The organism is Bradyrhizobium sp. CIR48 (assembly GCF_014198315.1).
In the GTDB taxonomy this organism is placed as follows: Bacteria; Pseudomonadota; Alphaproteobacteria; order Rhizobiales; family Xanthobacteraceae; genus Bradyrhizobium.
Window position 1 is genome coordinate 259,256 of sequence record NZ_JACIHG010000010.1, and the last position, 26,415, is coordinate 285,670.

Genomic DNA, 26,415 nt, shown 5'->3' on the forward strand with positions numbered 1-26,415 from the left:
ATGACCGCTGCAGCTCCCTCGCCCAAGGCGAATATGGGCCAGCCCGTGCCGCGCTATGATGCGGCTGCAAAGGTCACGGGACGGGCAACCTATGCGTCCGACATGCCGCTGGATAATCCGGCCTATGCATTCCTGCTCACCAGTGCGATTGCCAAGGGCCGCATCGACCGTTTCGATCTCGATGACGCCAAGCGCGTCCGCGGCGTGATCGAGATCGTCACCCACGAGAACGCCCCGAAGCTGAAGGAGTCGAAGCTGTTCAGCAATGGCGGCTATGCCGGGACCACGATCCAGCCGCTGAAGTCGGCCGACATCGCCCATGACGGCCAGATCATCGCTGTCGTTGTCGCGGAGAGTTACGAGGCCGCGCGCGAGGCCGCCAATCGTGTCAAGGTCAGCTACACCGCCACCGCGCCCAGCGCGAGCTTCGACTCGCCGGGAACGACCACGGCAGCCGCTAAGGGCCAGAACGCGCAGTTCAAGGAAGACCCCGCGGTCGGCGATTTCGCCAAGGCATTCGATGCGGCCGAGGTCAAGCTGACCGCCGCCTACGACACGCCGACGCAGCACCACAATCCGATGGAGCTGTTTTCGACGAGCTGCGCCTGGATGGGCGACAATCTCGTCATCTACGAAGGCAGCCAATTCGTCTATGGCTTGAAGAACGGCGTCGCCGAGCAGCTCAGCATCGACGCCGACAAGGTGCGCGTGGTCAATCCCTATGTCGGCGGCGGCTTTGGTTCGCGCGGTTCGATGACGCCGCGGACCGCCATCATCGCCGGCATCGCCAAGCGCCTGGGCCGCCCGATCAAGCTGGTCCCGACCCGCGATCAGGGTTTCACCATTACGACCCACCGTGCCGAGACGCGCCAGGAGATCAAGCTTGGCGCAAACCGGGATGGCAAGCTGCTGGCTTTGAGGCATGAGGGCGCCGAGGTCTCCTCGCGCGCCGACGCCTATTGCGTCGGCGGCACCAAGACGACGACGCGGCTCTATGCCTGCCCGAACGTCGACAGCCTGGTGTCGATCGTGCGTGCCGACCGCAACACGCCGGGCTTCATGCGCTCGCCGCCGGAGGTGCCGTATCTGTTTGCGCTGGAGAGCGCGATGGACGAGCTCGCGGTCAAGCTGAACATGGATCCGGTCGAGCTTCGGCGCATCAACGACACCACCAACGAGCCGATCGGTGGCAAGCCCTACACCTCGCGCTCGTTGATGGCGTGCTTCGACGAGGCCGCCAAGGCCTTCGGCTGGGCGCAGCGCTCGCCGCAGCCGAAATCGATGTCGGACGGCGACTGGCTGATCGGCTATGGCTGTGCCGCGACCTGCTATCCGACGCAGATGGGGCCGTCGGCCGCGCGCGTGCGCCTGCAGCGCGACGGCCGGACCCGGGTCGAGATCGCCGGCCACGAGATCGGCACCGGCGCCTATACGGTCATCGCCCAGACCGCGGCCGAACGGCTCGGCGTGCCCCTCGAGAAAGTCGCCGTCTTCATGGGTGACAGCGATCTGCCACCGGCGCCGGTTGCCGGCGGCTCGAACTCGACCGCGAGCACCTGCTCGGCGGTGATGATGGTGTGCGATCAGATTCGCCAGCGCCTGTTCAAGGCCGCGATGCCGGCTCAAAGCCTGACCGACCGGGCCAAGGAGACCGTGGGTCTTGGCCAGACGCCGGCCACGCAAGCGGCGAAGGGCGATCGTCCGCTGGACATCGAGAAGGCCTTCGATGCGCTCGGTGTCGGCGTCGTCGAGGAATATGGCGAGTGGAAGCCGGAAGGCGCGCCGCTGGATTCCTTCCGCGCCATGCACAACGGGCAGGTGCGGCTCGTTGGTGGTCACGCCATGAAAGACCAGATCGCCTATGCGTTCGGCGCCGAGTTCGTCGAGGTCCGTGTCAATCGCTTCACCCACGAAATCCGCTGTCCTCGCCTCGTCGGTGCGTTTGCGGCTGGCAGGATCATGAATCCGCGCACAGCGCGTAGCCAGCTGATGGGCGGACTGATCTGGGGCATGTCCTCGGCACTGCTCGAGGCCACCGAAATCGATGAGCGCAATGCGCGCTACGTCAACGACAATCTTGCCGACTACCTCGTGCCCGTGAATGCGGACGTCGCCGGCGTCGAGGTCATTTTGCTCTCCGAGCAGGATGACCGCATCAATCCCGTCGGCGTGAAGGGCCTCGGCGAGCTCGCCAATGTCGGCACCAATGCCGCGATCTGCAACGCGATCCACCATGCCACCGGCCAGCGCATCCGCAAGCTCCCGGTTCGGCTGGAAAATATCGAGGTGTGAGGGGTGGAAACAGCACCCGCGTTGCGCTAGACACCTTCCGCCTCAAACGGAAGGTGCCTTATGCAGCGTTTCCAGCGCGCGCTCCTCACCCTGATGTCGGCACTCGCGATCACGGTGATCGCGGGCGTGTCGCATTTCGTTTCCACCACGGCCTCGGCCCAGACCGCAGGAAAGACCATGACCACAGCTTCAGGCTTGCAGATCATCGATTCCACCGTCGGCACCGGTGCCTCGCCGCAGCCCGGCCAGATCTGCGTGATGCACTATACCGGCTGGCTCTATGAGAACGGTCAGAAGGGCAAGAAATTCGATAGCTCCGTCGATCGCAAGGAGCCGTTCGAATTCCCGATCGGCAAGGGCCGTGTCATCGCCGGCTGGGACGAGGGCGTGGCCTCGATGAAGGTCGGCGGCAAGCGCACGCTGATCATCCCGCCGCAGCTCGGCTACGGCGCCCGCGGCGCCGGCGGCGTGATCCCGCCGAATGCGACGCTGATGTTCGACGTCGAATTGCTAGCGGTGAAATAACTGACGTCTCCACGTCGTCATGGCCGCGCTTGTCGCGGGCATCCACGTTCTTTCTTCGTGCTGCTAAGACGTGGATGGCCGGGTCAAGCCCGGCCATGACGGAGATAATCGACACGAACAAAAAGACCGGCCTTTCGGCCGGTCTTTCGCGTTCAGTCCTGCGCGCGCTATTCCGTCGCGCGCTTTGCCCCGGCCGCCGCGCGATCGATCGCGTCCTTTGCGGCGTCCTTGGCATCGCCCATGGCCTGCTGGCCCTTGCCCTTCACTTCCTGGACCACGCCTTCGCCCTTCATGCGTTCGGAACCGGTGGCTTCGCCGATGCCCTGCTTGGCCTTGCCGATCGCTTCGTTGGCGTTACCCTTGATCTTGTCGGTCGTGCTACCCATGAAACTCTCCATCCATTTTGCTCGCAAAGACAACGTCCCGCAGCTACGAGGGTTCCGATTTTGGCATGGCTCGCGAGTGCGGCTTCGGGTTAGGTTGCCGCGCACGGAACCAACAGAAAGCAAGTCCCATGACCGGCCATGACCATTCGCATTCCCACCATGACCACGATCACGACGATCGCTGGAAACATGACGGCGTGCGCGTCATTCCCGGCAACCAGCTCGATACCAACGTGCCGTCGACGGCAGGCATGGACCGCGCGGCCGCGATCAATTTCGCGCGCGTCGGCGCCCAGAAATTGTGGGCCGGCACCGTCAGCATCAAGCCGGATGCCAAGACCGGTGCACACCACCACGGCCATCTCGAAAGCGTCATCTATGTCGTGAAGGGCAAGGCGCGGATGCGCTGGGGCGAGAGCCTGCAATTCACCGCCGAGGCCGGCCCCGGCGATTTCATCTTCGTGCCGCCTTACGTGCCGCATCAGGAGATCAACGCCAGCCCGGACGAGGTGCTGGAATGCGTGCTGGTGCGCAGTGACGGCGAGGCGGTGGCGATCAACCTCGACATCGAGCCGGTCGAGAAGCCCGAGACCGTGCTGTGGGTCGACCCCATCCACCGGGATCCGAACGAGAAGAAGTAAGACCGCCCTGCCGTGGGAGGCGCGATCGTCTCCGGGGGGTGAAAAAATATTCGGAAGCCGTGTCGGGTGGGCCCCCCGGCAGTCCGTCCTTGGGCAGAACCCGCCCAAGGAGCTTCCGATGCCCAGGATGATCTTCCTCAATCTTCCCGTGACCGACCTCAAACGTGCGACCGCCTTCTATGAGGCGGTCGGCGCGACCCGGAACCCGCAAATCAGCGATGACACGGCGAGCTGCATGGTCTTTTCCGAGGCCATCTACGTGATGCTGGCGACCCACGACAAATTCCGCCAGTTCACGCCGAAGCCGATCGCAGATGCCAAGACCTCGAACCAGGCGCTGTTCTGCCTGTCCGCCGACACCCGCGACGAGGTCGACGCGATTGTCGGCAAGGCAGAGGCGGCGGGCGGGGTGGCCGATCCCAGCCCGAAGGACGAATACAGCTTCATGTACGGCCGCAGCTTCGAGGATCCGGATGGCCACATGTGGGGTGTGAACTGGCTGGACATGGCGGCTGTCCCTCCGCAGCCCGCCATGGCGAATGCCTGATCGCAGTCCGTCGAACGCTAAACCAACGAGGAGCATTCACGATGTCCAAGGTCGTACCCTGCATGTGGTTCAACGGCGATGCAGAGGAAGCCGCAAAGTTCTACGTTTCGCTCGTGCCGAATTCGGCGATCACGCACGTTCAGCGCAATGTTTCGGACGGCCCCTCCGGCAAGGAAGGCTCCGTGCTTGTCGTCGAGTTCACGGTCGCCGGTCAGCCGCTGGTCGCGCTCAATGGCGGAATGAAGATGGAATATACCCACGCCATCTCGCTGATGATCCATTGCGACGACCAGGCCCAGGTCGACAGCGTTTGGAATGCGTTCCTCGCCGATGGCGGCAAGGAAGAGCAATGCGGCTGGCTCCGGGATCGCTGGGGCGTGGCCTGGCAGGTCGTGCCGAAGGTGATGTTCGAATTCCTGTCGAGCCCGGACAGGGCAGCGGCCGCGCGCGCGATGCAGGCCATGATGAAGATGGTGAAGCTGGATGTCGCCGCGCTGCGCCGCGCGTTCGAGGGCAAGTCGGCAGCGTGACGACGAGGTGCCGTAGGGTGGGCAAAGGCGCTCTTGCGCCGTGCCCACGATCCGTCTCCAGTTGAGAGAGGTGGTGGGCACGCTTCGCTTTGCCCACCCTACGAAGCTGCCTCAGTAATTGATCCGCAGCCCCACGCCACCGTGGATGGTGTTGCCGACGGGCTGTGGGCCGAGCGTGCCGTTGGCGAAGAGATCCACGACCCAGCCCTTCTGCACGCGGAAGCCGAGCCGCCCGCCATATTCGAACCAGCCCTGGTTGCCCATGGTCGGCACCACCACGCCGTCGCCGGTCACGGTGGCGACGATTCCGCTGTGGCTCGCAAACGACTGCACCCAGCCGCCATTGATGTTGGTCTCGACGTTGCTGCCGAACAGATGCGTCCACTGGCCGCCGATCTTGACCAGGCTGGTGCGGTCGGTGCCGGTCGCGATGGTGGCGTCGAACGGGTTGAAGGCCACGGCATTGTCGCTATAGCCGGACACGCGCTGCCAGAGCTGCCAGACTTCGATCGAAGCCGCGACCTCGTCGCGCGGCGAGAGGCGGCTTATCCAGCCGGCGCGGCCGTAGACCGCGTAGTTCGAAGCGTTGGTCGAGCTCGTCACGCTCACCGGGCCAAGGCTGGTGTTGTAGCTGCGGGTGTAGCGAGCCTTCTCCCACGGCGTCAGGATCGTTCCGACGTCGAAGAACGGACGTGACGACCCCCAGTCGGTGAAGTCGTAGCGGAGCGCAAAGGCGCCGATCGGCGCGCTCGTGATCTTGTAGCCGCCCTCATTGTAATGCGTGTAGGCGATGCCGGCGAGCAGCGACAGATTGTTGGTGAGCTCCTTGCGGCCGTGGATGCCGGCCGAGAACGAGCCGGCCGAGCCGAACGCGCTGATGCAGTCGCTGCAATTGACCTGCTCGTTGACGCCGAGCAGGACCGTGCCGAGCACCCGGTTGGTGATCATCTGGTTGAAGCGCTGGCCCGCGAGGCCGCCGATCGAATTGCCGCTGGAATCGGCGCCGGTCGGTGTCGGGCTCGGCGACGGATATGGACTCGGCGACGGCGAAGGATAGGGGCTCGGCGAAGGGGAGGGCGAGGGCGAGGGCGAATATGTCGGCGTCGGAGACGGTGAATAGGTCGGGTAGGGCGTCGGCTCGCCGCATCCGATTTCGCAGGTCGCTTGAGCTGCGGCGGGACGAATGTCGAGCGCGACAAACGCAAGTGCAGCGGCCACGGTCAGCAGGCCGGTGAGGGCGAAGAGCCGAAAATTGAGCGGCGCCATCGTCAGCGCCCGCACAGCATGCCGTCGTCCTGGACGGCGGGCGTGATGGTCGGCGAGGCGCCGGCATATTGGTTTACCGCGCACAGCCCGGCACTTGCGGCGCAGTTGGCGGCGAAGGTCCAGGGCGGCGTGTTGGTCTTGGTGATGCTGACCTTGCCGCCGGTCGATGTAATGATTGCGGTGTCGCCCGGCTGGGTGAGCTGCACGCATTGTGAGCTCGTCGTGCAAACGCTCGCCGCGCCGTCCTGAAGCACGACGACGGAGCGTCCCCGCTGCGAGAGGATGTCGAGCGTGGTGCCCCGCACGCCGATGGTCGCAAGCGGCGTCGTGATCTTGTAGGCGGTCTTCTCGGAATGTCCGGTGACGAAACGGAACGCGCCTGTTGTCATGCGGATCGCCACATCGCGATAGCTGTGCTCGTCGTTGAAGACGGTGCGGTCGAGCTTGAGCGTGGCGCTGGGGCCGAGCGACAGATTGGTGCTGTCGGCCATCACGAAGCGCGCGGCACTGTCGGCCCCGGTGCGCACGGTCTCGTCGCGCAGCATGCTGTCGCCGACAGAGATCGGCGTGGTGGCCGCGGCCACGCGGACCACTTCGTTCTGGATCACGACGGCTTCGCCGACGCGCGTCTGCGCCAGCGCAGCGGGCGCCGCGCACAGTGCGGCCGACAACAGGGCGGGGAAAAGCCAGAAACGCAAATTCATTTCACAACCGATCGATGTGCCCCTGATCGTACCGGATCGCGCGCGCTTCTGATGTGGCGAAATTATCACAAGCGGCGCGGGACGTGCGTTATGCTTAGTGACAGTCGCGGCGGAATGCGTTCAATGAAAACCGCGATCCTTATTTTTGTCCGCGGTGACGCAAATTTGCCACGCAAAACATCCCCACAGCAGCCGCTTGAGCGGTCTGCAGTTCCGAGATTGTCGCGAAGCGCAGTAGTTGCTGTCGCTATTTTCCTAGCTGCCCATCTCGCGCTGCTGATCGGACTGACGACGCCGGAAAAGTTCGTCTTCGACGAGGTGCACTACGTGCCGGCGGCGCGGCAGATGCTGGCACCGGCGATGTCGCAGCCGATGCTCAATCCGATGCATCCACCGCTGGCCAAGGAGCTGATCGCGGCGTCGATCGCGACCTTCGGCGACAACGCGCTCGGCTGGCGTTATCCTGCGACATTGTTCGGCGCATTGGCGATCGTCGCAATCTATCTGTGCGGCCTCGCGCTGTTCGCAGCGCAAGGGCCGGCGATCGCCGCGGCGCTGATCGCGGCCTTCAATCAGATGCTCTACGTGCAGGCGCGCATCGCCATGCTCGACATCTTTGCGCTCGGCTTCGGTCTGCTCGCGACCGCCGCCTTCATGCATGGCTTTCGCAGGGAGCGACCGCATGCACTGTTCGCATTCGCGGGCGCTCTGTTCGGTCTTGCCGCAGCCTGCAAATGGAGCGGCCTGTTTCCGCTCGGCGTCTGCATCGTCATCGTCGCGGTGATCCGCCTGATGCAGAGCTGGCGCACGCTGTTCGCCGACGCGAGGCCGGACGACTGGTATCGGCCGGACCTCTGGCCCGGCTTGAGGCTGCACCACGTCGCGCTCTGCTTCGCCGTCTTGCCAGGCGTGGCCTATCTGGCGGCTTTCGTTCCGCTCTACGGCGTGTCGTTGCCGGATCTGATCGAGGCGCAGCGCCGGATTTTCGCCGACAACACCACGACCGCGATCGCCGGGCACACCTATATGAGCGCATGGCCATCCTGGCCGCTGCTCGCGCGCCCGGTGTGGTTCCTGTTCGACAAGACGGGGGAGGACAACGTCTCCGCAATCGTCTTGCTCGGCAATCCGCTGGTGTTGTGGCCGGCTCTGCTCGCACTCGCGCTCGTGCTGCGCGATTTCATCGTGCTGCGCCGGTGGGATGCGTTCCTGATCGCGGCGTTCTATTTCGGTCCCTGGCTTGCATGGGCATTGCTGCCGCGTACGCTCGGGTTCATCTACTACTATATGCCGGCCGCCACCGCGGCGTCGCTCGCGCTGGTCTATGTGCTGCGCCGGGACGGCCTGCCGCACTGGCTGCTGTGGGCCTATGTCGGTGTCGCCGCGATCGGCTTTGCGGTCATGCTGCCGATCTCTGCGGCCTTCATCGGCACGTCGATGCTGAGCTTCGGCCGGCTGATGCTGTTCCAGAGCTGGATATGACATCGCCGCCTGCCGGGGCGGCAGGCGGCGTATGGATCAGTGAGAGATCACTTCGATGCGGTCTTGGTGTCCATGTTCACGACCTGGACGCGGCGGTTGACCGGGTCGGCACCGTTGGCAGTATCCTTCAGCTTGGTCTCGCCGTAGCCGACGGTGACCAGATCGGTGGCGTTGAGGCCGTAGTTCTGCACCAGGTACTTCTTGATGGTGTCGGCGCGCCGTTCGGAGAGCCCTTGATTGTACTCTTCGCCGCCGGTCGCATCGGTGTGGCCGGCGACCACGAAGGTCGAGCCCTTGAGCGCCGGATCGGACAGGGCTTTGCCGAGCGCCTGCACCGAGGTCATCGAGGTCTTGGCGATATCGGCCGAGTTGTAGTCGAACTGAATCTCCAGGTCGATCTTCGGCTTGGTCGCGGCGAGTTCGGCGATCTGCTCGCGCTCGCCCGTCGAGAGCGACCGGGTCGAGCGGTTGCGTACCGTATTCAGGAATGTCGATTCCTTGGCCTGCGCCGCCGGATCGGCCTGCGGACCGGCGGACAGGCCACGGGTCGCCGGCTTCGGCTTCAGGGCATCCAGGATCTGGCCTGTGGAGACATTGTTGTCACCGGCCAAAGCCAGGCCCGCCGTCATCGACAGCGCGGCGGAGAGAGTTATCGCCTTCAGTCCAAAGAACTTATCAAAACGGGTCATTGTCGTATCCTCGTTGTTACGCCTGATAGCGATTTGATGCTGCGAGCATAGGGCGGGTTCAAAAGCCCTGATGTGATCTTGGTCACTGTGGCGACAGCGCTCTCAGGCTCATTTTCGGGTGTTTCTCCGCGTCCCGGGCGGTGAACCGGCGCGTTTCGCGGCTGTCCGCGGGTGGGGCCGATGGTCCCAATAGCAGTGGTCGCATCCTCCGCCGCGTGGGTTCAAACGGCGGCGGCAATCCCCGTGTGATTGAAATCACGCTGCGAGCAGGCTCATTCCTTCCGTGCCGGTGGGGAGGTGCTGGCCAAAGGTTCCGGCGCTGGCGAGGGCCGGCAGGCGTGCGGGAAACCTTTGCACACCGATCGTCGCAAAGCCGTCGCCGCACGGCCCGGCCGCGAACAAGAAATCGGCCAGATGCGCGCCTAGCAGGATTTGCCCCCGCCAATTGCCGAATGAAGGAGCCGAGTTCCGTCCAGTGCCGAGGCCAAGTGACTATCAGCGTGACTACTTCAATCGCAGCGGCCCGCCGGATCGGACAGTGTCCCTGAGCTCAATGCCCATCTATATCGGTGCGGCCATGATCGCGGTGGCGATCCTGCTGTCGACCCTGATCACGGGGCTGACCTCCCGCTATGTCGGGCTCGAAGCGCCGACCGACGAGAACGTGTGGCTGGTCGACCGCCTCACCGGCAGCGTCTATCGCTGCCAGGCGGAGGGGCGCGGCAAGGCCCTGTGCGAGCCGGATGTCGCCACCGGAAGCCTCGGGGATCGGCCCAAGACCCCGAAGGATGGCCGCTAGGCCCTCCGCCTTCGCACCGCAGCAAGAAAATTGTCTTCTCCGCGAAACGTCAGCGCGAGAGAATACGTAATTGCGAAGGCCGGCATGACGCCGGTTTTGTTTTACCGAGGAGACTTTTCGATGAAGATCTTGCTCACGTTTGCGGCCTTTGTCGCGTTCACCGTTTCGCTGTCCCCCGCGTCCGCCGCGATGATGGCGTGCACCAAGGACAACATGATGAAGTCAGCAGCCATGATGGGCGGTACGCCCGACACGCCGGCCAAGATGGCGGCGAACAAGGAAATGGCCATGGCCAACACGGACATGAGCAACGGCAAGATGAAGAGCGCCTGCATGCACTACATGAAGTCGCAGAAGGCGATGACGATGAAGTAGGCGCGAGGCGCCCCGCATCCGGCCGCGCTGTCAGCAGATGGCAGCGCGGTTTTTTTGACTGCTGCCTCGAGGTCTTCTTTTTCTTCTTCTTTTTCTTGGCGCGAATCCCGCTACATTCCTCCCCGCAATGTCACGCGCGCCCAAACCGCTCCACCTCACCACGACACAGGCCCGGCAGATCTGGCTGCATGCCCAGCGGCTGGATGAGCGCGCCCCGTTCGGCGAGGGAGCGCAGGCCGTCGCGGACGCGGTCGCTCATCTCGGCTATGTGCAGATCGACACCATCAACGTGATCGAGCGCTGCCATCACCACATCCTGTTCAGCCGTATCCCGTCCTATCGCCGCGCCGATCTGCGCCACGCCCAGAGCGTCGACAGAAGCGTGTTCGAGTATTGGACGCACGCGCTTTCCTACGTACCCGCCGGCGACTTCCGCTTCTTCCTGCCGGCGATGCGCGAGCACCGCCGCGAAGGGCACAAATGGTTCGCCTCGGTGAAGCCCGCCGACACGCGCAAGGTGATGCGGCTGGTGCGCGCCGGGCCGCTGACGATCCGCGATATCGAGGACGACGTGCTCACCGAGAAGGAGCATCTGTGGCAGAGCCGCAAGCCCTCGAAGCGGGCCTTGCAGCTCGCCTTCTATACCGGCGCCGTGACCATTAGCGAGCGGCAGGGCATGCTCAAGACCTATGAGCTGATGACGCGGCATTTCGGCTGGGACACACTGCCGAGGCCAGCGTCGGCCAGGGAGATTACGACCTATCTGCTCGACCGCGCGCTGCGGTCGCAGGGCGTGGTGAGTCTGGATTCGATCTGCCACCTCGACGCGCCGCGCAAGAAGGCGGTGGCCGGCCTGATCGCCTCCCGCGTCCGCCGCGGCGAGCTCGTGCCTGTTGCGATCGACGGCGCCGGCAAGCAGGAGCATTGGGCGGCGCCGGCGGCGCTGGAGGTGAACGGCGAGGCGGTCCCGCCTGATCTCGTCCACATCCTCTCGCCGTTTGATCCCCTGATCATCCAGCGCAAACGCACCAGTCTCATCTTCGGCTACAACCACCTGTTCGAGGCCTATGTGCCGAAGGCCAAACGCAAGCTCGGCTATTTTGCGCTACCCGTACTGGTCGGCGACGAGATCATCGCCGCGCTTGATCTGAAGACCGACCGGCAGGCGAAGAAGCTGCTGATGCAGAAATGGACCTGGGTCGGGCAGGGCAAGAAGACGGTGGGGCGCAAGGAGCTCAAGCGCGTGATCGAGGAGGAGCTTGATCGCTTCGAGCGGTTTCAATTGGCGGAGTGAAGGCTGATTGCCACGGCGTCGGTCTCGTAGGGCGGGCAAAGCGTAGCGTGCCCACGTCTGCCTATTTGATGAGAAGACGTGGGCACGGCGCTAGGGCGCCTTTGCGCACCCTACGAGAGCGTGCGTCGTGGCGAGCCGATCGATCCAGTCGCCGAACGCAATCCCCGCCGCATACGCCACCAGATTCCACAGCGAGAAGATGCGCCCGAGCAGCAGTGCGCCGGCCGTGGTCAGCCGGAATGCATCGAGCCACGGCGTATGCACCAGTCGGGAAAATTCGACCACCACCGCGATGACCACGGCGATCGCCGCAATCTGAGTCCGGGTGAGCCGGGGCAGCAAAACCCCGACCAGCAGAAACACCATCGTCGCCCACAACAGCGAGCCGCCATACTTCACGACGAAGGCGGGCAGGCCGAGCGGAAAGCCGTACCAGCGCAGCGACAGCCCGCAGACGATCACCGCGAGCGCGAGGGCGGCGCGGATCAGCGATGTCCGTAACAGCGCAACAGGTTTATCCGGCTGCGTCCCGTGCATTGCTCGCTCCATTGACTCTTCGCCCGCGATGCTGAAAACCGCAACCAGCCCATAAAAGCAACAACCCTGGGGGAAGCCATGAGCCAGACCACGACCTATGCCGGTTCCGCCGACGCGGCCAAGAACTTTAACAAGTCGGAAATCGAGACCTCGACGATCCGCGCTATCTCCTGGCGCCTGATTCCGTTCCTGGTGCTGGCCTACTTCTTCTCCTATCTCGACCGCGTCAATCTCGGCTTCGCTGCGCTGACCATGAATGCGGAGCTGAAGTTCACGCCGCTGATCTTTTCCTGGGGTGCCGGCATCTTCTTCTTCGGCTATTTCATCTTCGAGGTCCCGAGCAATCTCGCGCTGGAGAAGTTCGGCGCCAGCCGCTGGATCGCCCGCATCATGGTGACCTGGGGCATCATCTCCGCTCTGATGGCGCTCGTCAGCGGCGTCACGAGCTTCTATGTCCTGCGCTTCCTGCTCGGCGTCGCCGAGGCCGGCTTCTTCCCCGGCATCATCCTGTATCTCACCTATTGGTATCCGGCCGAATATCGCGCCCGTTTCCTTGCGGCCTTCGCCATCGCGGTGCCGGTGTCGACCGTGATCGGTGCGCCGATTTCGGGCCTGTTGCTCGGGCTCGACGGTGCGATGGGCCTCAAGGGCTGGCAGTGGCTCTTCATCATCGAGGGCATCCCCTCGGTGCTGCTCGGCATCGTCACCTGGTTCTATCTCACCGACAAGCCGGAGAAGGCGGATTGGCTGTCGACCGAGCAGAAGGCGTGGCTGAAGGCGAAGCTCGATTCGGAAATCGCCGCCAAGCAGGCGGTGAAGCATTTCTCGCTCGGCGAGGCGCTGTCCTCGCCCAAGGTGATCGCGCTCAGTCTGATCTATTTCGGCTTCGTCGGCGCGCTCTATGGCATGCAGTTCTGGCTGCCGCAGATCGTCAAGGCGTTCGGGTTGACCAACGCGCAGACCGGCTTCGTCACCGCGATCCCGTATCTGTTCGGCACCATCGCCATGATCCTGTGGGCGCGGCACTCCGATGCCACGCGCGAACGCGTGAAGCATGTCGGCGCGCCGCTGCTGCTCACCGCCGTCGCGCTCGCCGTTTCCTCCTATCTCACGGATCCCACCATGACGATGGTGGTGCTGACGGTGGCCGCGATCGGCGTGTTCTGTTGCTTCGGTGTGTTCTGGACGCTGCCGACCGCCTGGCTCTCCGGCACCGCGGCCGCCGGCGCCATCGCCCTGATCAACTCGATCGGCAACCTCGCCGGCTTCGGCGGACCCTATTTGATCGGCTGGGTCAAGGAAGCCACCGGCCAGACCTCAACCGGCCTGCTCGTGCTCGCCGTGTTGCCCCTGATCGCCGGCATCCTGGTGTTCGTCGGTGGCCACGACAGCAAGCATGAGTTCGCCGGGCAGGGGCGGTAAGCCGAGCGACCAGTCTCGTAGGGTGGGCAAAGCGAAAGCGTGCCCACCAAACCGTTATTGTGATCCTCAACTGAGAGATCGTGGGCACGGCGCTAGCGCGCCTTTGCCCACCCTACGGCGTCTGAGCTGAGGCCTGCTGCGCTCCATCCAGGCTCATCGCCTCTGTCTAGCCCTACGATGGGACCTTCCTGACAACAATCTCCGCCTCGCTACCACCCCTTAACGATCACGCATTCCTGATGACTGACGATTATTGACTTTTATCAGTGATTAGTCGACATTCCTCTCATTCGAGATGCAGGAGTGTCCTTCGATGTTCGTCCGGTCGGTTTTGTCGAGCTATTCCAGGCTGTTGGCAGGTGTGTCGTTAGCCCTGATGGCGGCTAGCCTTGCCGGGTGCAATGACACCGTCGCCGAGAAAGCCGAGCCGCCGCGGCCGGTTCTGGTCGCAACCGCCCATTATGATGCCGAGACGCCGGAGCGCAGCTTCGTCGGCACCATCCGGCCCCGGATCGAGAGTGACCTCGGCTTCCGCGTTGCCGGCAAGGTCGCCAAGCGCCTCGTGGAAGTCGGCCAGACCGTTGAAATCGGCCAGCCGCTCGCCACTCTCGATGAGGTCGACCTGAAGCTCCAGGCCGAGCAATCCGTCGCCGAGCAGACCGCCGCGACCGGCGTGCTGGCCCAGGCCGCCGCTGCCGAGCAGCGCGCCAAGGATCTGAAGGCCAAGGGCTGGACCACCGACGCGCAGCTGGATTCGAGCCGGGCATCTGCCGATGAGGCCCGTGCGCGCCTCGATCGTGCGGTCCGCTCGGTCGAGCTGACCAAGAATTCCCTTTCCTACGCGACGCTCGTTGCCGACGCCCGAGGCGTCGTCACTGCAACGCTGATCGAGCCCGGCCAGGTGGTCTCCGCGGGCCAGGCTTCGATCCGTGTCGCCCGCTTTGCCGAAAAGGAAGCGGTCGTCGCGATCCCTGAGACGCTGGTCGGACGCGCCAAGTCGGGCGTCGCCAGCGTCACCCTTTGGTCCGAGCCGGACAAGAAGTATACGGCCAAGCTGCGCGAGATCGCGCCGACGGCCGATCCGGCCACGCGCACTTATCTTGCAAAGTTCTCGCTGCCGGAGGCCGACGACAAGGTCGCGCTCGGCATGACCGCGACGCTGACGCTGTCGGACGCCGCGACCGAGCGCGTCGCGCGGCTGCCGCTGTCGGCCTTGTTCAACGAAGGCGGCAAGCCGTCCTTCTACGTCGTCGACGACAACGGTGCGCTCACGCTGAAGCCGGTGGCGGTGAAGTCCTACGAGAGCAACGACGTCGTCATCACCGGCGGTGTGGAAGAGGGCGCCAAGATCGTCGCGCTCGGTGTGCAGAAGCTCGATCCGGCCCAGCGGGTGCGGGTTGTCTCGTCGCTGTCTTTCTAGTTCCTGTCATTCCGGGTTCGCCCTGCGGGCGCCCCGGAATGACAGAAGAAGTCGAGTTACGTCGTGTGAGGTGAGTTTCGGCCTTTGTCCCTAAGCAGAGGCTGAAGCGGCGAAGCGATCCAGAATCTGCCCAGCCCCCTGGATTGCTTCGCTGCCTCGCGACGACGGCCTGAACAGAGTGGCTGTCGTTTTTTGGCAATTGGATCGTCTTTTCGGAGAGAGCGATGAAGCGCTTCAACCTTTCGGCCTGGGCCGTCAGCCATCCGACGCTGGTTCTCTTCCTGATGATCGTGCTCGGCGTCGCCGGCTTCTTCTCCTATGAGAAGCTCGGCCGCGCCGAGGATCCGTTCTTCACGGTGAAGGTGGTCAACGTCTCCGTGATCTGGCCCGGCGCGACCGCGCAGGAGATGCAGACCCAGGTCGCCGATCCCATCGAGAAGAAGATCCAGGAGCTGCCCTATTTCGAGAAGGTGCAGACTTATTCCAAGCCAGCCTTCACCGCGCTCCAGGTCACCTTCCGCGACTCCACGCCGCCGAAGGACGTGCCTTACCTCTTCTATCTTCTGCGCAAGAAGCTGGTCGACGTGCAGGGCCAGCTGCCCTCCGGCATCCTCGGACCCGTCGTCAATGACGAGTTCTCGGACGTCGATTCCATCCTCTACATGATGACCGGCGACGGCGCCGACTATGCGCAGCTCAAGAAGGTTTCGGAGGGATTCCGCCAGCGCCTCCTCAAGGTGCCCGGCGTCACCAAGGTCGACGTCTACGGCAACCAGGATGAGCGCATCTTCGTCGAGTTCTCCCACGCCAAGCTCGCCACCCTCGGCATCACCCCGCAGGCGCTGTTCGATTCGCTCGCCAAGCAGAACAACGTGACGCCGGCCGGCACGGTGGAAACCTCCTCGCAGCGCGTGCCGCTGCGCGTCACCGGCGCGCTCGACGGTGCCAAGGCTGTCGCCGAGACGCCGGTCGAGAGCAACGGCCGCGTGTTCCGCCTCGGTGACATCGCCACTGTCACCCATGGCTATGTCGATCCGCCCAGCTTCGTCGTGCGTCAGGAAGGCAAGGCCGCGATCGGCATCGGTGTCGTCACCGCCAAGGGTGCCAACATCCTCGAGCTCGGCAAGGAGGTCGAGAAGGCGACGGCCGAGTTCATGAAGGCGGTGCCGCAGGGCGTCGACGTCAAGCTGATTGCCGACCAGCCCAAGGTGGTCGAGCACGCCGTCGGCGAGTTCGTGCACTCCTTCATGGAAGCCCTCGTCATCGTGCTGTTCGTCTCGTTCCTGGCGCTCGGCTGGCGCACCGGCATCGTGGTCGCGCTGTCGGTGCCGCTGGTGCTCGGCATCGTCTTCGTCGTCATGAACATGATGTCGCTCGACCTGCACCGCATCACGCTGGGTGCGCTGATCATCGCGCTCGGCCTGCTCGTCGACGACGCCATCATCGCGGTCGAGATGATGGTGGTGAAGATGGAGCAGGGCTGGGACCGCATGCGCGCGGCGTCTTTTGCCTGGGAATCTACCGCGTTTCCGATGCTCACGGGAACGCTGGTCACGGCCGCTGGCTTCCTCCCCATCGGCTTTGCCAATTCCGCCGTCGGCGAATATGCCGGCAGCATCTTCTGGATCGTGGCGATCGCGCTGGTCGCCTCCTGGTTCGTGGCGGTGATCTTCACGCCCTATATCGGCGTCAAGCTGCTGCCGGAGATGAAGGCGCACCACAACCACGATCCGCACGCGGTCTACGAGACCCGCATGTACCGGGGCCTGCGCGCCATCGTGCAATGGTGTGTCAATCACCGCATCACCGTGGTGGTCGCGACCGTCGGCGTCTTCATCGCCTCGGTCGTCGGCTTCGGCCATGTCCAGCAGCAGTTCTTCCCGCTGTCGGAGCGGCCCGAGCTGTTCTTCCAGCTGCGCCTGCCTGAGGGCACCGCCTTCAACGTCACCGAAAAGGCGGTGAAGAAGGCCGAGACGCTGCTCAAGGACGACAAGGACATCGAGACCTATACGTCCTATGTCGGTCAGGGCTCGCCGCGCTTCTGGCTCGGCCTCAATCCGCAGCTGCCCAACGAGGCCTTTGCCGAGATCGTCATCGTTGCCAAGGGCGTTGAGGGGCGCGAGCGCGTCAAGGCCAAGATCGAGAACGCAGTTGCGGACGGCATGCTGTCCGAGGCGCGCGTCCGCGTCGACCGCTTCAACTTCGGCCCGCCGGTCGGCTTCCCCGTGCAGTTCCGCGTGATCGGCCCCGACGCCAACAAGGTGCGCGAGATCGCCTACCAGGTCCGCGACGTCATGCGGCAGAACAAGAGCGTCAAGGACGTCCAGCTCGACTGGAACGAGCAGTCGCCCTATCTCAAGCTCGTCGTCGACCAGGACCGCGCCCGCGCCATGGGCCTGACCCCGCAGGACGTGTCCCAGGCGCTCGCGATGCTGATCTCGGGCTCGCAGGTCACGACTGTGCGCGACGGCATCGAGAAGGTCGGCGTGGTCGCCCGTGCGATTCCGTCCGAGCGCCTCGACCTCGGCGGCGTCGGTGACCTCACCATCACCTCGCGCAACGGCGTTGCGGTGCCGCTGCAGCAGATTGCCAAGATCGAGTATGCCCATGAGGAGCCGATCATGTGGCGGCGCAACCGCGACATGGCCATCACCGTGCGCTCCGACGTCGTCGACGGCGTGCAGGCGCCCGACGTCACGAGCCAGATCACGCCGAAGCTGAAGGCGATCAAGGACCACCTCGAGCCGGCCTACCGCATCGAGCCGGGCGGCGCGTTCGAGGAATCCGCCAAGGGCAACGCCTCGATCTTCGTCCTCTTCCCGCTGATGGTCATGGTGATGCTGACGCTGCTGATGATCCAGCTGCAGAGCTTCTCGCGCCTGATCCTGGTGTTCCTGACCGCGCCGCTCGGCATCGTCGGCGCCTCCTTCGGGCTCAACGTCGCCAACGCCCCGTTCGGCTTCGTGGCGCTGCTCGGCCTGATCGCGCTCGCCGGCATGATCATGCGCAACACGGTCATCCTGGTCGACCAGATCGAGACCGACGTCTCGCATGGCCTGACCCGGCGCGAGGCGATCGTGGAGGCAACCGTCCGCCGCGCCCGTCCGGTGGTGCTGACAGCGCTGGCAGCCATCCTCGCCATGATCCCGCTGTCGCGCTCGGCCTTCTGGGGCCCGATGGCGATCACGATCATGGGCGGTCTGTTCGTCGCGACCTTCCTGACGCTGCTGTACCTGCCGGGCCTCTACGCGCTGTGGTTCAGGAAGAGCCTGGACGAGGCGGGTACCCCCGAGCAACCTGCCGCGCCGCAGCATGGGAGCGATGACCAGCGCGCAATTCCGCTTGCCGAAGCGGCTGAATAGATGAGAAGACTGCTGACCAACGAGTCCTGACTGATGGCCCTTATTTCGGAACATATCGAAGTCGACACCCGGGATCGTATCCTCGAGGTGGCCGAGCGGCTGTTCCGCCAGATCGGCTACCAGAAGACGACGGTCGGGGACATCGCCAAGGAGCTCAGGATGAGCCCCGCCAATGTCTATCGCTTCTTCGAATCGAAGAAGGCGATCCATCAGGCGGTGGCGCAGGGCCTGATGGGCGAGGTCGAGCTCGAAGCGCAGCGGATCGTGGCGAGGCCCGGTCCGGTCAAGGAGCGTTTCCGGGAACTGCTCACCACCATCCATCGCATGAACACCGAGCGCTATGTCGGCGACAACAAGCTGCACGAGATGGTCGCGATCGCGATGGAGGAGGACTGGGACGTCTGCGTCGCCCACATGGAGTGCATTGCCGGGGTGATCGGCCAGATGATCGCGCAAGGCGTTGCCTCCGGCGAGTTCGAGGCGCCGGACCTGCAGCTGGCCTCGCTGTGCGCCTGCACCGCGATGATACGCTTCTTCCACCCCCAGATGATCGCCCAGTGCGCCACCAAGCCGGGCCCGACCATCGACCAGATGATCGATTTCGTCATCGCGGGTCTGTCTCCGCGCCACTGACGGGGCGGCGGGTTTCCTCCTATAAGCTGCCTCTCTCATTCCGGGGCGCCTCGAAGAGGCGAACTATGTGCGCAATTGCGCACCTGAGAATCTCGAGATTCCGGGTTCGGTCCTCCGGGCCGCGCTTGCGCGGTCCCATCCGGACCGCCCCGGAATGACGGAAAACGGAGAAGCAAGCGCGTGACCGACAAAGACCTGTACTTCTACGAGCCCTCCAAGGGCCACGGCCTCAAGCATGATCCCTTCAACGCCATCATCGCGCCGCGGCCGATCGGCTGGATCTCCTCGCGCGACACCAAGGGCCACGTCAATCTCGCGCCCTACAGCTTCTTCAATGCGTTCTGTTACGTGCCGCCGATCATCGGCTTCTCCTCCACCAACTGGAAGGACACGGTCGAGAACATCCAGCAGACTGGCGAGTTCGTCTGGAATCTCGCCACCATGGACCTCGCCAAGCACATGAACGCGACCGCCGCGCATGTCGCCCCTGAGGTCGACGAGTTCGAGATCGCGGGCCTCACCGCCGTGCCCGGCAAGCTAGTCAACGTGCCGCGCGTGGCTGAGAGCCCCGTCGCCTTCGAGTGCAAGGTGTCCGACATCGTCCGCCTCAAGGGCGCCGACGGCAAGGAGGCCGACGCCTGGCTGACGCTGGGCGAGGTCGTCGCCGTCCACATCGACAGGGCCATGATCAAGGACGGGGTCTACCAGACCGCCGCCGCCCGCCCGATCGTCCGCGCCGGCCGCCGCGGCGATTATTTCGAGATCAAGCCGGAAAACATGTTCGAGATGGTGCGGCCGGATTGATCGGTCGCGCCCGTAGCCCGGATGGAGCGCAGCGTAATCCGGGATTCTCCCCGCGCGGATAGGCCTACCCGGACTGCGCTTCGCTCCATCCGGGCTACGATCCATCGCCATTTTCCCCTCCCGGAACCGCCGTCGCACCCTGGCCGTTATGGTCCGGGGGCGCTTGGCCGCGTCAATGTCGCAGGCGAAGTCTTCACCGCCGCCGGCCGCTTTCCGCTAAAATGCCCGACACCGCGCCGATGCATGAGGTCAGCCATGAGCTTCCGCCGCGACAAAATCACAAAGCCGATCTTCTCCTGGGCCCGCGGCGTGCTGCCGGCGATGTCCGATACCGAACGCGAGGCGCTGGAGGCGGGCGATGTCTGGTGGGATGCCGATCTCTTCACCGGCAACCCGGATTGGTCGAAGCTGCTGAAGGTCCCGCAGGCCAGGCTGACCGAGGAGGAGCGGGCGTTCCTCAACGGACCCGTCGACGAGCTCTGCGCCATGCTCGATGAGTGGAAGATCTTCTGGGAATGGCGCGACCTGCCGCCGGATGTCTGGCACTTCGTCAAGCACGAAAAATTCTTCGGCATGATCATTCCGAAGGAGTTTGGCGGCCTCGGCTTCTCGCCCTATGCCCATTCGGAAGTGGTGCGCAAGATCTCGACCCGCTCGATCGCTGCTGCCGTCACAGTCATGGTGCCGAACTCGCTCGGGCCGGGCGAGCTCCTGATGCGCTTCGGCACTCCGGAACAGCAGGCGCGCTGGCTGCCGCGCCTCGCCGACGGACGCGATATTCCCTGCTTCGGCCTCACCAGCCCGGAAGCCGGCTCCGACGCGGCTTCGATGGTCGACACCGGCATCATCTGCAAGGGCACCTTCGAGGACCGCGAGGTCGTCGGCCTCAGGCTCAACTGGCACAAGCGCTACATCACGCTCGGCCCTGTCGCGACGCTGCTCGGCCTCGCCTTCAAGGCCTATGATCCCGACCACCTCGTGGGCGACCGGGAGGAGCTCGGCATTACCGTGGCACTGATCCCGACCCATCTGCCCGGCGTCGAGATCGGCCATCGCCATCTGCCATCGATGCAGGTGTTTCAGAACGGCCCGAACCGGGGCCGCGACGTCTTCATCCCGCTCGACTACGTCATTGGCGGCAAGGAGCGGCTGGGGCAAGGCTGGAAGATGCTGATGACCGCGCTTGCCGCCGGCCGCGGCATCTCGCTGCCGTCACTCTCTGCTGCGGGGGCCGCCTATGCTGCACGCACCACCGGCGCCTATGCCCGCATCCGCGAGCAGTTTGGCATCTCCATCGCGAAATTCGAAGGTGTCGAGGAGCCGCTCGCGCGCATCGTCGCGACCGCCTACCAGCTGGACGCGGCCCGGCGGCTGACCTGCGCGGCACTGAATGCCGGCGTTCATCCCGCCGTCATCTCCGGCATCATGAAGTTGCACGCCACCGAGCGAATGCGCACCGCGATCGACGACGCCATGGACATCCATGGCGGCAAGGCCGTGATCGACGGTCCGCAGAACTATCTCGGCAATCTGCACCGCGCCGTGCCGGTCGGGATCACGGTCGAGGGCGCCAACATCCTGACCCGCAATCTCATCGTGTTCGGGCAGGGCGCCATCCGCGCGCATCCCTACCTGCTCGACGAGATGAACGCGCTGGCCGATACCGATCGCGAGCGCGGGCTGACCGCGTTCGACAAGGCGTTCTGGAAACATGTCGGCCATAGCCTCCGCACCTTGTTCCGTGCCTTCGGCCGCAGCTGGACCTTCGGCGCCTTTGCGATGGCGCCGGATGCGGGCGATGCCACACCGTTCTATCGCCAGCTCTCGCGCTACTCCGCTGCGTTCGCGCTCTGCGCCGACATGGCATTGCTGACGCTGGGCGGCGCGCTCAAGCGCAAGGAGATGCTGTCGGCGCGTTTCGGCGACATTCTCTCCGAGCTTTATCTGCTGTCGGCCGCGCTAAAACGCTGGCAGGACGAGGGCCGGCAGAAGGAGGACTTTGCCGCGCTGGAATGGTGCATGGCGACCGGCTTCAAGACGATCGAGAACCGGCTGGCCGAAATCCTCGCCAATCTGCCCAACCGCTTTGTTGCCGGCTTCCTCAAGCTCGTGGTCCAGCCGTTCGGCGCCCGCGTGCTCGGCCCCTCCGACCGCGTCGTGCACCAATGCGCGGCCATCGTGCTGGAGCCGTCGGCGGCGCGCGAGCGCCTCACGCCGGATCTCGCCAATGTCGATGACGACGGCGGCTTTGCCCGGCTGGAGCGCGCGTTCCTGCTGGTCGCAAGTACCGATGCCATCGCCAAGCGCATGCGCGCCGCGCATATCCGAGACTGGAAGGATGCCGTCGCTAAGGGCGTGATCACGCAGGCCGAGGGCGAGCAACTGGCCGCGGCTCATGAAGCCGTCACAAAAGTAATCGAGGTCGACGATTTTGCGCCGGAGGCGCTGTCGCCGATTTACAAGAAAACCGTCAATGTGCATCAGTTCTTCCAGGAACTCGGTGAACAGAGGGCGGCGAGCTGATGGCACGACCGGTTTTCATCGTCGACGGCAGCCGGACGCCGTTTCTAAAGGCGCGCTCGGGGCCGGGGCCCTTCACGCCGGTCGATCTCGCCGTGCAATGCGGACGGCCGCTGCTGGCGCGCCAGCCGTTTGCGCCCACGGATTTCGACCAGGTCATCCTCGGCTGCGTCAACGTGATTGCGGACGAGATGAACCCGGCCCGCGTTGCCGCGCTCCGGCTCGGCATGGGCGAGGACATGGTCGCCTTCACCGTGCAGATCAATTGCGGCTCCGGCATGCAGTCGATCGACACCGCCTACCGCTACATCCGCGAAGGCCATGCCGACATGATCCTCGCCGGCGGGACCGAGGCGCTGAGCCACGCGCCGCTGGTTTGGCCTAACTCCGGCGTGCGCTGGTTCGCCGGCCTTGCCACCGCCAAGGGCGTCGCCGCCAAGCTCGCGGCCGCCTTCAAGTTGCGCCCGCGCGATCTCAAGCCGATCATCGGGCTCGAGCGCGGGCTGACCGATCCCGTCACCGATCTGAACATGGGCCAGACCGCCGAGGTCGTCGGCCATCTCTTCGGCATTACGCGCGCGCAATCCGATGCCTATGCCGCCGAGAGCCACCGCCGGCTCGCCCAGGCGCAAAGTGCGGGCTTTCTCAAGGGTGAGGTTGAGACCGCGTTCTCCCGCGACGGCAAGTTCTTCGACCATGACGATGGCGTGCGGCCGGACTCCACGGCGGAGACGCTGGCCAAGCTGAGACCGGTGTTCGAGCGCCCCTGGGGCCAGGTCACCGCCGGCAATTCCTCGCAGATCACCGACGGCGCCTCTTGGGTGATCCTCGCCTCCGACGCCGCGGTCGCAAAGCACAGGCTCACGCCGAAAGCCGCGATCGTCGACAGCCACTGGGCCGCGCTCGATCCTGCCATCATGGGGCTTGGCCCCGTGATGTCGGCAACGCCGCTGCTCCAACGCAACGGCCTCACCATCAAGGACGTCGAGACCTGGGAGCTCAACGAAGCCTTCGCGACGCAGGTGCTCGGCTGCTTGGCTGCCTGGAATGACGACAAGTTCTGCCGCGAGATTCTCAGGCTCGACGGCGCGGCCGGTGAGATCGACCGTGACAAGCTCAACGTCGATGGCGGCGCCATCTCGCTCGGCCATCCCGTCGGCACTTCCGGCAACCGCATCGTGCTGCATCTGGTCAACGCGATGAAGCGGCTCGGCACGCGGCGCGGAATTGCCACCGAATGCATCGGCGGCGGGCTCGGCGGCGCCATGCTGATCGAGGCGGTGTGACCATGGATTCCAAGATCATGACCGCGCTCGGCGACCGCGTGCTCGAACTCGGGCCCAAGCCCGCGACGGACAGTCCGTACAGGCACTTCAAGCTGACGCGCGATGAAGACGGCGTCGCCTGGCTGCTGTTCGACCGCGCTAATGCAAGCGCCAACACGCTGTCCTCGGAGGTGATGGAGGAGTTCGACGCCGTGCTCGCGGCGATCGAGACCGAACGCCCGGCCGGCCTCGTGATCCGCTCGGCAAAACCGTCCGGCTTTATCGCCGGCGCCGACGTCAACGAATTCCGCGGCGCTGATGATCCCGAGATGGTGGAGACGCGAATCCGCGCCGCGCACGCGGTGGTCGATCATCTGGAAGCCTTGAAGCTACCAACGGTCGCGGTCATCCACGGCTTCTGCCTCGGCGGCGGGCTCGAGGTTGCGCTGGCCTGCCAGTCGCGCATCGCCATCGACGGCGCACGCTTCGGCTTTCCGGAGGTGATGCTGGGCCTGCATCCCGGCCTCGGCGGCACCGCGCGGCTCACCGCGCTGGTCAATCCCACCCAGTCGATGGCGCTGATGCTGACCGGCCGCACCATCGACGCACGCCGCGCCAGATCGCTCGGCCTCGTCGATACCGTGACTCAAGAGCGCCATGTCCGGGGCGCGGTGAAGGACGCGCTGTTCGGCCGCCTGAAGCGGGCCAAGCCCGGCCTGCTCGGGCGTGCAGCCAATTTTGGCTTCGTGCGCGGTCTCCTGGCCAGGCGCATGCGCTCGGAGGCGGCGAAGGCCGCGTCCCGCGAGCACTATCCGGCGCCTTACGCGCTGATCGATCTCTGGGAGACCCATGGCGGCAACAAGGCCGCGATGCTGAAGGCGGAGCAGGCTTCGTTCGCCAAGCTGATGGTGACGCCGACCGCCCAGAACCTGATCCGCGTCTTCTTCCTGCGCGAGCAGATGAAGAAGGCGGCCGGCAGCGGCAACATCATCAAGCACGTCCACGTCATCGGCGCCGGCGCCATGGGCGGCGACATCGCGGCTTGGGTAGCCGGGCAGGGACTGCGCGTCTCGCTCGCCGACATGAAGGCGGCGCCGATCGCGGGCGCGGTGAAGCGCGCCGCCGAACTCTACGGCAAGATCATCCGCAAGCCGACCGAGGTGCGCGACGCGCTCGATCGTCTCATCCCTGACATGGACGGCGAAGGCGTCCGCAACGCCGATCTGATCATCGAGGCGGTGCCGGAAAAGCTCGAGCTCAAGCAGAAGGTCTATGCCGGGCTGGAGCCGCGCATGAAGCCGGGCGCGATCCTTGCCACCAACACCTCGAGCATCCCGCTTCAGGATCTGCGCACCACGTTGGCGCGACCGGAGCGGCTGGTCGGCCTGCATTTCTTCAATCCGGTGTCGCGGCTGCAGCTGGTCGAGGTCGTCAGCCATGACGGCAACGACCCGCGGGTGCTGAAAGACGCGCTCGCTTTCGTCGGTGCGATCGATCGCTTGCCATTGCCTGTGAAGAGCTCGCCGGGCTTTCTCGTCAACCGCGCGCTGACGCCCTACATGCTGGAGGCGATGGTGATGCTGGACGAGAAGATCGACCAGCGTCTGATCGACGCCGCGGCCGAGCAGTTCGGCATGCCGATGGGCCCGATCGAGCTGGCCGATCAGGTCGGGCTCGACATCTGCCTCGACGTCGGCGACATGCTGCGCACCAAGTTCGGCGATCTCCTGCCGCCGACGCCGGCCTGGCTGCGCGACAAGGTCGCCAAGGGCGAGCTCGGCCGCAAGACCGGCAAGGGCTTCTATACCTGGAAGGACGGCAAGGCCGAGAAGGCACCGCTACCCGAGACCGGTCCGCGCGTCACCGACCAGATGATCGACCGCCTGATGCTGCCGATGTCCAATGTCTGCGTTGCTGCCCTTCGCGAGGGCATCGTCGACGATGCCGATGCGGTCGACGGCGCCATGATCTTCGGGACCGGCTATGCACCGTTCCGCGGCGGCCCGCTGAACTATGCGCGCACGCGCGGCGTGGAGAATGTCGTGTCCACGTTGCGCGGGCTCGCCGAGCGATTCGGCGGACGTTTTGCGCCGGATGCGGGCTGGGACAGTTTGCAATAGGGGGCCGTCGCCGGTGCCCACGATCCCGTTCTTCAAGCAAGCGACCCTGCGCGAGATCATCATCACGCGGCTGTGCTGCGGGGCCGATGTCGTCGTGATCCTTTGTTGCGCAGGCTATCTCGTCGGGCGTTATCCCGCGGTGGGATTGCGCTGGCCGTGGTTGATCGTGGCGCTCCTGGCCGGATATTTCCTCGCTGATCTGTTTTCAGGGCTGGTGCATTGGGTGGTCGACACCTGGCTCGACGAGGGGATGCTCGGCCGCGGCATCGCGATCACGCGGGAGCATCACACCCACCCCGGCCACGTTTTGCTCTACGGATTCCTCGACCAGGCGTCTCTCGGTGCGGCGCCGAGCGCGGCGGTGATCGGAGTCGCGGCCACCGTCACGGCGTTGTTTCCGGTTTCCGCGCTCACCTATGCGCTGATGATCGTCTGGTTCGTGATCGCGACCTGCATGCTGTTTGGCATGAGCTTTCACAATCTCGCGCACCGGCCGGTCCGCCCGCTGCTCCTGCGCATGGCGCAACGGCTGCATCTGGTCTGCTCACCCGAACATCATTGGTGTCATCACCGTGACCACACCATCCGCTATTGTGTCATCAATGGATGGGCCAATTATCCGTGCGACCGTCTCCGGCTATGGAGCAGGCTGGAACGGTTGGTAACGGCGACGACCGGACGCGCGCCGCGGGCTGACGATGCGGAGTGGCAACGCAAACTGAACGATACCGGAATCCTCGTCGGGTCGCCGCGGCCGATTGGATAGCGCAAGCTTGCCTCGTGTCGATGTTGCGCAAGGCGC

At 64.9% G+C, this 26,415-nt stretch carries 22 protein-coding genes and 1 pseudogene; 18 read left to right on the forward strand and 5 right to left on the reverse strand.

Translation table 11 applies throughout. The annotated features are described in order from the left end of the window. Both GGD66_RS29040 and GGD66_RS29045 read left to right on the forward strand, forming a co-directional pair. Positions 1 to 2,292, forward strand: coding sequence for a xanthine dehydrogenase family protein molybdopterin-binding subunit (locus GGD66_RS29040; protein ID WP_183259743.1), 2,292 nt, complete (start codon positions 1 to 3; stop codon positions 2,290 to 2,292). Between the two features lie 60 nt (positions 2,293 to 2,352). Next, positions 2,353 to 2,817, forward strand: a complete 465-nt coding sequence (locus GGD66_RS29045) for an FKBP-type peptidyl-prolyl cis-trans isomerase (protein ID WP_018323238.1) — start codon at positions 2,353 to 2,355, stop codon at positions 2,815 to 2,817. Positions 2,818 to 2,984: 167 nt separating this feature from the next. Here the strand turns inward: GGD66_RS29045 and GGD66_RS29050 are convergent, their stop codons facing one another. Next, entirely contained in the window at positions 2,985 to 3,203 is a 219-nt protein-coding gene (locus tag GGD66_RS29050; RefSeq protein ID WP_026202894.1) for a CsbD family protein, read from the reverse strand. A gap of 128 nt (positions 3,204 to 3,331) precedes the next feature. Here GGD66_RS29050 and GGD66_RS29055 point away from each other — a divergent pair, with 128 nt between their 5' ends. The 3 genes from GGD66_RS29055 (at position 3,332) to GGD66_RS29065 (ending at position 4,921) form a co-directional block, all read left to right on the forward strand. Continuing rightward, positions 3,332 to 3,844 carry a cupin domain-containing protein gene (locus GGD66_RS29055; RefSeq protein WP_007606929.1) on the forward strand — a complete coding sequence of 171 codons (513 nt, stop codon included), beginning with the start codon at positions 3,332 to 3,334 and terminating at the stop codon, positions 3,842 to 3,844. A 118-nt stretch (positions 3,845 to 3,962) separates the two neighbouring features. Beyond that, the gene (locus GGD66_RS29060) at positions 3,963 to 4,391 is read left to right on the forward strand and encodes a VOC family protein (RefSeq protein WP_183231094.1); all 429 of its coding nucleotides are present in this window, start codon (positions 3,963 to 3,965) and stop codon (positions 4,389 to 4,391) included. Positions 4,392 to 4,432: 41 nt separating this feature from the next. Beyond that, positions 4,433 to 4,921, forward strand: coding sequence for a VOC family protein (locus GGD66_RS29065; protein WP_183231093.1), 489 nt, complete (start codon positions 4,433 to 4,435; stop codon positions 4,919 to 4,921). Between the two features lie 111 nt (positions 4,922 to 5,032). On the opposite strand, the gene GGD66_RS29070 is transcribed toward GGD66_RS29065, so the two are convergent. Together GGD66_RS29070 and GGD66_RS29075 are read right to left on the reverse strand one after the other, a co-directional pair. Next, positions 5,033 to 6,187 carry a hypothetical protein gene (locus GGD66_RS29070; RefSeq protein WP_183259744.1) on the reverse strand — a complete coding sequence of 385 codons (1,155 nt, stop codon included), beginning with the start codon at positions 6,185 to 6,187 and terminating at the stop codon, positions 5,033 to 5,035. Between the two features lie 2 nt (positions 6,188 to 6,189). Then, complete coding sequence (locus GGD66_RS29075) at positions 6,190 to 6,891, reverse strand: FecR domain-containing protein (protein ID WP_177237412.1); 702 nt, start codon at positions 6,889 to 6,891, stop codon at positions 6,190 to 6,192. Positions 6,892 to 6,942: 51 nt separating this feature from the next. Between GGD66_RS29075 and GGD66_RS29080 the strand changes: the two genes are divergently transcribed. Then, a complete protein-coding gene (locus GGD66_RS29080) occupies positions 6,943 to 8,373 on the forward strand; it encodes a phospholipid carrier-dependent glycosyltransferase (protein WP_183259745.1) in 1,431 nt (476 codons plus the stop codon). 47 nt (positions 8,374 to 8,420) lie between these two features. Here the strand turns inward: GGD66_RS29080 and GGD66_RS29085 are convergent, their stop codons facing one another. After that, positions 8,421 to 9,062 carry an OmpA family protein gene (locus tag GGD66_RS29085; protein ID WP_183259746.1) on the reverse strand — a complete coding sequence of 214 codons (642 nt, stop codon included), beginning with the start codon at positions 9,060 to 9,062 and terminating at the stop codon, positions 8,421 to 8,423. Positions 9,063 to 9,615: 553 nt separating this feature from the next. Here GGD66_RS29085 and GGD66_RS29090 point away from each other — a divergent pair. The 3 genes from GGD66_RS29090 (at position 9,616) to GGD66_RS29100 (ending at position 11,530) form a co-directional block, all read left to right on the forward strand. Beyond that, positions 9,616 to 9,861, forward strand: coding sequence for a hypothetical protein (locus GGD66_RS29090; RefSeq protein ID WP_091956132.1), 246 nt, complete (start codon positions 9,616 to 9,618; stop codon positions 9,859 to 9,861). Positions 9,862 to 9,981: 120 nt separating this feature from the next. Next, positions 9,982 to 10,236 (forward strand): hypothetical protein, encoded by a 255-nt coding sequence (locus GGD66_RS29095; protein WP_183259747.1) that lies wholly within the window; start codon positions 9,982 to 9,984, stop codon positions 10,234 to 10,236. Between the two features lie 127 nt (positions 10,237 to 10,363). After that, complete coding sequence (locus tag GGD66_RS29100; RefSeq protein WP_092261579.1) at positions 10,364 to 11,530, forward strand: winged helix-turn-helix domain-containing protein; 1,167 nt, start codon at positions 10,364 to 10,366, stop codon at positions 11,528 to 11,530. A gap of 90 nt (positions 11,531 to 11,620) precedes the next feature. On the opposite strand, the gene GGD66_RS29105 is transcribed toward GGD66_RS29100, so the two are convergent. Continuing rightward, on the reverse strand, positions 11,621 to 12,067 hold the full coding sequence (locus tag GGD66_RS29105; RefSeq protein WP_183259748.1) for a DUF2809 domain-containing protein: 447 nt from the start codon (positions 12,065 to 12,067) through the stop codon (positions 11,621 to 11,623). 78 nt (positions 12,068 to 12,145) lie between these two features. On the opposite strand from GGD66_RS29105, the gene GGD66_RS29110 reads away from it, so the two are divergent. The 9 genes and pseudogenes from GGD66_RS29110 to GGD66_RS29150 form a co-directional block, all read left to right on the forward strand. Next, complete coding sequence (locus tag GGD66_RS29110) at positions 12,146 to 13,489, forward strand: MFS transporter (protein WP_183259749.1); 1,344 nt, start codon at positions 12,146 to 12,148, stop codon at positions 13,487 to 13,489. 313 nt (positions 13,490 to 13,802) lie between these two features. Continuing rightward, positions 13,803 to 14,909 carry an efflux RND transporter periplasmic adaptor subunit gene (locus tag GGD66_RS29115; protein ID WP_018323251.1) on the forward strand — a complete coding sequence of 369 codons (1,107 nt, stop codon included), beginning with the start codon at positions 13,803 to 13,805 and terminating at the stop codon, positions 14,907 to 14,909. A gap of 224 nt (positions 14,910 to 15,133) precedes the next feature. Beyond that, positions 15,134 to 18,271 carry an efflux RND transporter permease subunit gene (locus GGD66_RS29120; protein ID WP_026202898.1) on the forward strand — a complete coding sequence of 1,046 codons (3,138 nt, stop codon included), beginning with the start codon at positions 15,134 to 15,136 and terminating at the stop codon, positions 18,269 to 18,271. A 33-nt stretch (positions 18,272 to 18,304) separates the two neighbouring features. Further along, positions 18,305 to 18,904: a TetR/AcrR family transcriptional regulator gene (locus GGD66_RS29125; protein ID WP_018323253.1), complete on the forward strand. Its 600-nt coding sequence runs from the start codon at positions 18,305 to 18,307 to the stop codon at positions 18,902 to 18,904. Positions 18,905 to 19,084: 180 nt separating this feature from the next. Continuing rightward, positions 19,085 to 19,708, forward strand: coding sequence for a flavin reductase family protein (locus GGD66_RS29130; protein WP_183237620.1), 624 nt, complete (start codon positions 19,085 to 19,087; stop codon positions 19,706 to 19,708). 255 nt (positions 19,709 to 19,963) lie between these two features. Continuing rightward, positions 19,964 to 22,231 (forward strand): acyl-CoA dehydrogenase, encoded by a 2,268-nt coding sequence (locus tag GGD66_RS29135; protein WP_183259750.1) that lies wholly within the window; start codon positions 19,964 to 19,966, stop codon positions 22,229 to 22,231. Then, on the forward strand, positions 22,231 to 23,514 hold the full coding sequence (locus GGD66_RS29140) for an acetyl-CoA C-acetyltransferase (protein WP_183259751.1): 1,284 nt from the start codon (positions 22,231 to 22,233) through the stop codon (positions 23,512 to 23,514). Before GGD66_RS29135 ends, GGD66_RS29140 begins: the two co-directional genes overlap by 1 nt. 2 nt (positions 23,515 to 23,516) lie before the next feature. After that, positions 23,517 to 25,613 carry a 3-hydroxyacyl-CoA dehydrogenase NAD-binding domain-containing protein gene (locus GGD66_RS29145; protein WP_183259752.1) on the forward strand — a complete coding sequence of 699 codons (2,097 nt, stop codon included), beginning with the start codon at positions 23,517 to 23,519 and terminating at the stop codon, positions 25,611 to 25,613. Beyond that, positions 25,588 to 26,298 (forward strand): annotated as a pseudogene (locus GGD66_RS29150) (fatty acid desaturase CarF family protein); the annotation flags it as partial. The gene GGD66_RS29145 and the pseudogene GGD66_RS29150, both read left to right, overlap by 26 nt. Positions 26,299 to 26,415: the final 117 nt, after the last annotated feature.

Excerpts from the sequence above, each read along its gene's own strand:
- GGD66_RS29060 (WP_183231094.1), top strand. The coding sequence starts at position 3,963 with ATGCCCAGGATGATCTTCCTCAATCTTCCCGTGACCGACCTCAAACGT.
- GGD66_RS29040 (WP_183259743.1), top strand. The coding sequence starts at position 1 with ATGACCGCTGCAGCTCCCTCGCCCAAGGCGAATATGGGCCAGCCCGTG.
- GGD66_RS29070 (WP_183259744.1), bottom strand. The coding sequence starts at position 6,187 with ATGGCGCCGCTCAATTTTCGGCTCTTCGCCCTCACCGGCCTGCTGACC.
- GGD66_RS29100 (WP_092261579.1), top strand. The coding sequence starts at position 10,364 with ATGTCACGCGCGCCCAAACCGCTCCACCTCACCACGACACAGGCCCGG.
- GGD66_RS29120 (WP_026202898.1), top strand. The coding sequence starts at position 15,134 with ATGAAGCGCTTCAACCTTTCGGCCTGGGCCGTCAGCCATCCGACGCTG.
- GGD66_RS29105 (WP_183259748.1), bottom strand. The coding sequence starts at position 12,067 with ATGCACGGGACGCAGCCGGATAAACCTGTTGCGCTGTTACGGACATCG.
- GGD66_RS29085 (WP_183259746.1), bottom strand. The coding sequence starts at position 9,062 with ATGACCCGTTTTGATAAGTTCTTTGGACTGAAGGCGATAACTCTCTCC.
- GGD66_RS29095 (WP_183259747.1), top strand. The coding sequence starts at position 9,982 with ATGAAGATCTTGCTCACGTTTGCGGCCTTTGTCGCGTTCACCGTTTCG.
- GGD66_RS29140 (WP_183259751.1), top strand. The coding sequence starts at position 22,231 with ATGGCACGACCGGTTTTCATCGTCGACGGCAGCCGGACGCCGTTTCTA.
- GGD66_RS29075 (WP_177237412.1), bottom strand. The coding sequence starts at position 6,891 with ATGAATTTGCGTTTCTGGCTTTTCCCCGCCCTGTTGTCGGCCGCACTG.
- GGD66_RS29080 (WP_183259745.1), top strand. The coding sequence starts at position 6,943 with ATGTGGCGAAATTATCACAAGCGGCGCGGGACGTGCGTTATGCTTAGT.
- GGD66_RS29090 (WP_091956132.1), top strand. The coding sequence starts at position 9,616 with ATGCCCATCTATATCGGTGCGGCCATGATCGCGGTGGCGATCCTGCTG.
- GGD66_RS29115 (WP_018323251.1), top strand. The coding sequence starts at position 13,803 with ATGTTCGTCCGGTCGGTTTTGTCGAGCTATTCCAGGCTGTTGGCAGGT.
- GGD66_RS29145 (WP_183259752.1), top strand. The coding sequence starts at position 23,517 with ATGGATTCCAAGATCATGACCGCGCTCGGCGACCGCGTGCTCGAACTC.
- GGD66_RS29065 (WP_183231093.1), top strand. The coding sequence starts at position 4,433 with ATGTCCAAGGTCGTACCCTGCATGTGGTTCAACGGCGATGCAGAGGAA.
- GGD66_RS29055 (WP_007606929.1), top strand. The coding sequence starts at position 3,332 with ATGACCGGCCATGACCATTCGCATTCCCACCATGACCACGATCACGAC.
- GGD66_RS29045 (WP_018323238.1), top strand. The coding sequence starts at position 2,353 with ATGCAGCGTTTCCAGCGCGCGCTCCTCACCCTGATGTCGGCACTCGCG.
- GGD66_RS29050 (WP_026202894.1), bottom strand. The coding sequence starts at position 3,203 with ATGGGTAGCACGACCGACAAGATCAAGGGTAACGCCAACGAAGCGATC.
- GGD66_RS29125 (WP_018323253.1), top strand. The coding sequence starts at position 18,305 with ATGGCCCTTATTTCGGAACATATCGAAGTCGACACCCGGGATCGTATC.
- GGD66_RS29135 (WP_183259750.1), top strand. The coding sequence starts at position 19,964 with ATGAGCTTCCGCCGCGACAAAATCACAAAGCCGATCTTCTCCTGGGCC.
- GGD66_RS29110 (WP_183259749.1), top strand. The coding sequence starts at position 12,146 with ATGAGCCAGACCACGACCTATGCCGGTTCCGCCGACGCGGCCAAGAAC.